This window comes from Rhodococcus sp. C26F, assembly GCF_053345925.1.
In genome coordinates this window covers 1-4,881 of the sequence record NZ_JBKFBA010000094.1, presented here as the reverse complement: position 1 = coordinate 4,881, position 4,881 = coordinate 1, and the positions used below count along the sequence as shown (strand labels likewise).

3 protein-coding genes are annotated in these 4,881 nt (G+C 62.9%); 2 read left to right on the top strand and 1 reads right to left on the bottom strand.

The annotated features are described in order from the left end of the window. Positions 1-310 precede the first annotated feature (310 nt). Complete coding sequence (locus tag ACLBYD_RS30450; RefSeq protein WP_447816405.1) at positions 311-1,402, top strand: IS110 family transposase; 1,092 nt, start codon at positions 311-313, stop codon at positions 1,400-1,402. A 652-nt stretch (positions 1,403-2,054) separates the two neighbouring features. Here ACLBYD_RS30450 and ACLBYD_RS30445 read toward each other — a convergent pair. Then, positions 2,055-2,972 carry a UTP--glucose-1-phosphate uridylyltransferase gene (locus ACLBYD_RS30445; protein WP_447819371.1) on the bottom strand — a complete coding sequence of 306 codons (918 nt, stop codon included), beginning with the start codon at positions 2,970-2,972 and terminating at the stop codon, positions 2,055-2,057. 476 nt (positions 2,973-3,448) lie between these two features. Between ACLBYD_RS30445 and ACLBYD_RS30440 the strand changes: the two genes are divergently transcribed. Next, on the top strand, positions 3,449-4,881 hold a 1,433-nt coding region (locus ACLBYD_RS30440; protein WP_447819370.1), incomplete at its 3' end, for a sugar transferase.

Sequence of the window (4,881 nt, the reverse complement as noted above, 5' to 3'; positions counted from 1 at the left end):
TTAGACGATATGGAGTGACACACCGCTTGTTCGTGGGGGTTTCGCTCCTCTTGGTGAGCCGGTACGTCCCTCGGTCGATGAGGGCGCGCTCAGCGCAGGGGTCGATGTCAACGTCGTTCATGCTCGCTGCGCTGCGCGTGCTCCACGTTGACATCACGGCCTGCGTTGAGCGGATACGCGATGATCGAGGGACGCCCCGATGACTGTGGCCCCACCTCGGCCAGGCCGAGGCCTCACGCACAAGATTCGTGGGTTACCGAGCAGACAAAGCCCGTCTGTCCGGCCTATCCGACAATTGTGGGAGGCCCCGGTGTTTACCGAGCGTACGAGCGTTGGACTGGACGTGCACGCACGTTCGGTCGCGGCAGCGGCCATCGACAACGTCACCGGCGAAGTGTTCCAAACCAAACTGACGCCGTCCTACGACCACATCCGGTCCTGGATCGCGGATCTTCCGAGTCCTGCAGCAGTGACCTACGAGGCCGGCCCGACCGGCTTCGGACTGTATCGAGCGTTGACGGACGCGCAGGTGCGGTGTGAAGTGGCCGCCCCGTCCAAACTGCAGAAACCGGCTGGAGACCGAGTCAAGACCGATACCCGAGATGCGCTACACCTGGCCCGGTTGCTGCGACTCGACGAGATCTGCACGGTGTCGATCCCCACCGTGGATCAGGAAGCGGCCCGCGATCTCGTGCGGGCCCGAGAGGATTGCCGCGGCGATCTGATGCGGGCCCGTCACCGCCTGTCGAAACTGCTCTTGCGGCATGGCATCGTCTACTACGGCGGAGCGGCGTGGACCGGAGTGCACGATCGATGGCTGCGCACCGAGGCAGCACCACAGCTGACCGCGGCGGCGACCAGGATGGCGTTCGACGCCGACTACGAGCATGTCCTCACGATGCAGGCCCGGCGTCGGCGTCTCGATACGGCGATCGAAGAGATGGCTGCCGCAAGTGAATTCACCCCGGTGGTGCGCCGGATGTGCTGTTTGCGTGGGGTGGGTACCTTGACCGGGTTCGGTTTGGCGGTGGAGATCGGCGACTGGAACCGGTTCACCGGCAATACCATCGGTTCGTTCGTCGGATTGGTGCCGTCGGAGTACTCGTCCGGTTCGTCACGGGTGCAGGGGTCGATTACGAAGACCGGCAACACCCATGCGCGTCGCCTGCTCGTGGAAGCTGCCTGGCATCACCGACCTCGATATTCCGTCGGGGCGGTGATGCGGTCGCGGTGGGATCAGGCCCCGGCAGCGGCCCGTGTCCGTGGTGACGAGGGTAATCGTCGCCTGCACGGCCGGTGGGTAGGGTTCCTCGAGCGCCGGAAACGGCCGGTGATTGCGAACGTGGCGATCGCGCGTGAGCTGGCGGGCTGGTGCTGGTCGTTGGCGGTGATGGACTGCTGATCGTCCCCTGAACTGCTTCGCCGGCGAGCTCGGTGATGACAAGCGCGTGGATCGACCCGCGATCCGACTATGAGCAGGTCTCTCGGGGCCGACGCTCGATTTTAGACACGCGGATGCGATCCTGCCGAACACCGTCCTGCGGTAGCCAATCCGCGTATATCAGTCTGACCGCGCGTCGTTTTATCGACACGCTCACCATAGGGCTTGGTGGCGAAGCGTAGAGGCGTCCCCGGGGCCGCTCCCCGGTGGCGCCTCACTCTGCTCTCTTGACAAACTTCTCGACATATCAGTCGGACATCCGGCCCGTCGCGATGCCAGTCGCGGCGGGCCATCTGTTTTGAATTGTTCGCACGCGCGTTCGAGCGCGTGGTTGATCATCTTGGCACCGAGTCCGAAAGGCGTCAACGTTTGCGAACTGGATCGTGCGGTCTCGGACCGCTCTTGATAGCTCGCGGGTGAGCTGTCCCGAAGTCGAGCGAGCCCCGCTGGCAGAGGGGAGGAGCCAGCGGGGCCCGGTGCCGCCAATTCCCGGGGAGGGGAAGGGGCATGTTGCGGGGAGGCAACACACTTGAGGATTTAACCAGAATGCGGGACCTACGGCATATCGAGGATGGGACCTAAGTCCCATTGATGTAATTCGGCCGTACTCCGTTCAGATGACGTCCAAGTCCAGCCGCTGGTGGAGCCACTTACGGAGGCCGTCGCCGTATTCCTCGCTGTCGAGAGCGGCATCGATCGCTGCCCGGAGATATCCACCCGGGTTGCCCAAGTCGTGGCGGGTCCCACGATGCACGACGACGTGGACCGGGTGACCTTCCTCGATCAGCAGCGCGATCGCGTCAGTCAATTGGAGTTCCCCGCCCGCGCCCGGCTTGATCCGACGGAGGGCATCGAAGATGTCACGGTCCAGCAGATAGCGGCCAGCGGCGGCAAGTGTGGACGGAGCATCGGCAAGAGCCGGCTTCTCCACCATGCCGCGAACTCGGAGAACATCCGGATTTGCGACGTTGGGTACTTCCTCTACCTCGAACACGCCGTACGAGCTCACCTGGCTCTTCGGAACGTCGATGGCGCACAGCACCGTTCCCCCACGCTTAGCTCGGACACGAGCCATCGTTTCCAGGATGCCGCTCGGTTGCACGAGGTCGTCCGGGAGAAGAACTGCGATCGCGTCTTCGTCCGGTTCCAGCGCAGCTTCGGCGCAGCCGACAGCGTGGCCGAGCCCGAGCGGCTTCTCCTGGACAACCGATTCAACGGTGAGCAAATTGGGCGCCCGCCGTACTTTCTCAAGTAGCTTGAGCTTACCCTTCGCTTCGAGGTGAACCTCGAGGTCGAAGTCGTCCACGAAATGCGCTACGACCCCGTCCTTTCCGGGCGAAGTCACAATGAGAAGTCGCTGAGCTCCCGAATGAGCGGCTTCGGTCGCGACGAGTTCGATGCCCGGCGTGTCAACTACCGGTAGCAATTCCTTCGGCACAGTCTTTGTGGCCGGCAGGAACCGAGTTCCCATCCCCGCTGCCGGTACCACGGCCGTTCGGAACGCTTTATGCACTCCTGCTTCTTCTTTCATGGTTCTACCCTCGCCTCCCCTGTCGAGCGCATGACCGCGCCGGATTACCCGCGATTGCCCGGTCAAAACGTTGAACAACGGTGAGATAGATCTCACCGTTCAGATCCCGACCTGGATTCCCGCAAAACATGGCGGTCGGTAAGCGCAGTCTAGGGGGCGGTCATAGGGTTCGCGAATCGGGGAATGCACTGAAAGTGCAAGACAACTGGGACGAATGCCTCGGACACGGCTTCGAAGCATTGAATGATCATCCGACGCGTCGCTGCGCCACAAGCTCAAACAACGTCCGATCTGGACGACTGTTCAAGCTGCCGTATCTCGTAAGTAACGTTACAGTCTCAAAGAGCGTTTTCGCATAGGAGCGGCACGCGTACAACTGGAGGAACTGCGCCCGACTGGGCACGCCACGGGCAGGTCACGCGACCGGGGAGGGTACGCGGACCGCGTCCGGCGTTGCTTGTTCGAGTGAGCAGCAAATGTCTCGGGGAGGAGACAACGATGAGGGTGGTTGGGCTATGACTGCCATCGGGGAGGCGAGTCACGGCGTACCCGATGCACTCGTGGGGGACAACGTCAATTCTGTTCGCGGGCAGCACCAACCGTCGCGGTCGACCAATCGTCGAAACTGGCAGCGGTCCTACATCAGTCGATTGATCTGGTCCGATGCGATTGTCGTTGTGCTGGCCGTCGTTGTGGCACATACCGTCCGATTCGGGCAGGGCGACCTATTGACAACGGAACCGGTCTCCGAACTCAGTTATGCCCTGATCTCGGCGGGGCTTGTCGGTCTCTGGTTGATCACTCTCGCGCTATTCCGCACGCGGTCACGGCGTGTCATCGGCGCAGGTCATAGCGAGTATCAACGTGTCGTTTCGAGTACGGCTCGACTGTTCGGGTTCATCGCGATTGTTGCACTTGTATTTCGCCTGGAACTGGCACGTGGATATTTGGCGATCGCACTGCCAGTCGGTCTTGGCGGTTTGCTGCTGACGCGATGGGTGTGGCGGAAGGTGATCGCGCGCAAGCGTGCTCGGGGCGACTTCCACACGTCGGTACTCGTTGTGGGTGGCGCGCGAGCGGTGCGGCATATGACCCGCACCTTCTCCCGCAAGGACGGCGAGGGCTACCGCGTCGTCGGTGTCTGTGTGCCCCGTTATTCGGGTGCCCCCGGTGATGTGATCGATGTCGACGGCCGGGAGATCACCATCTACGGCGACGAACACTCCGTCGTCGAAGCACTCAAGTTGTCGGGGGCGGACTCGGTGGTGGTCACCGCCACCGAAACCCTGGGCAGCGAGGGGTTGCACGATCTGGTCTGGCAGCTCGAGCCGCTCGACACCGACCTGGTGGTCGCCACCGGTGTGGTCGATGTGGCCGGTCCGCGGATCGAGATGCGCCCGGTCGCCGGTCTGCCGCTGATCCACGTGGAGAAGCCCAGCTACCACGGGGCCAAGCGCTCGGGGAAGCGGATCTTCGACCTGGCGTTCGCAAGCCTGGCATTGCTGGCGTTGGCTCCGGTGTTCGCGGTCGTCGCCCTGCTCATCAAGCTCGAGGATCGGGGTCCGATCTTCTACAAGGCCGAGCGTATCGGCATCGACGGCACGCCGTTCGGGATGATCAAGTTCCGCTCGATGGTGACCAATGCCGACAAGATGGTCGACACGTTGCTGGCGCAGAACGAGGGTGCCGGTCCGCTGTTCAAGATGAAGGACGATCCGCGGGTCACCCGTATCGGCAAGGTGATGCGTCGGTTCAGCATCGACGAGTTGCCGCAGTTCCTCAATGTCATTCGTGGCGAGATGAGCGTGGTGGGTCCGCGTCCGCCGTTGCGGCGTGAGGTCGAAGCCTACGACGGTCGGGTCAAGCGCCGGCTGTTGGTGCGCCCCGGAGTGACGGGACTCTGGCAGGT

Coding starts and splice junctions, on each gene's coding strand:
- ACLBYD_RS30445 (WP_447819371.1), bottom strand. CDS start 2,972: ATGAAAGAAGAAGCAGGAGTGCATAAAGCGTTCCGAACGGCCGTGGTA.